The organism is Mucilaginibacter sp. P4_G9 (assembly GCF_056400985.1).
In genome coordinates, this window is sequence record NZ_JBFUKF010000922.1 from 1 (window position 1) to 656 (window position 656).

Below are 656 nucleotides of genomic sequence, written 5' to 3' on the forward strand. Positions count from 1 at the left end.
GCTAATTAACTGTCCTATTACATTTATCAGTGAAACCTTTGAAATTGCGTGATTGGCTATTAGAATGGTATTAAGTATTTGTAAAATAAACTGGATGCAAAAAAAAACAAATATTATAAAAGCTATGAGATTTAGACTTTCCCCTTTAATTTCCGGAGTATTTAATATCCTACTCCAGTTAGTAAAAGCATTAATAATTATAAAAAAAGATATAAGTATCGTTGCGATTATTGTTAGCGTAGCATACGTTGTGCTCACATATATCCTTGAGTTATCATGCTGTTCTAAAGCATTTGTTTCAGCAATTTTATTCTTTAACCCATTACCTAAACCAACGTCAAAAAAGCTGAACCAATTTACTATCGAGCTTAAAGTTAACCATACACCATATTGAACTGGATTAATATAATGGATTGTCATGGGCACCAAAATAAATCCTATACCAATGCTTCCGCCTTTTAGCAGAAAGGAAAACGCTATATTTTTTTTTGCTTTAAGCGTTCGTTCATGTCCTTTTGAAAAAAAATCAATAACTCTTCCTTTTACACTTTTTAACATCTAAAATATTTTGATGGCCTATTTTAATGCATTTTACAAAAACAAGAATAACTCACAAATAATGAGAATACTTAGTTTAGCTGGGAGCCAATTAACTT

1 protein-coding gene is annotated in these 656 nt (G+C 30.0%); it reads right to left on the bottom strand.

Going from position 1 to position 656, the window contains the following annotated elements; genetic code table 11:
* Positions 1-558 (bottom strand): lipopolysaccharide biosynthesis protein (locus AC1DPZ_RS28575; RefSeq protein WP_477409910.1); only part of this gene is annotated, 558 nt, incomplete at its 3' end.
* Positions 559-656 lie beyond the last annotated feature (98 nt).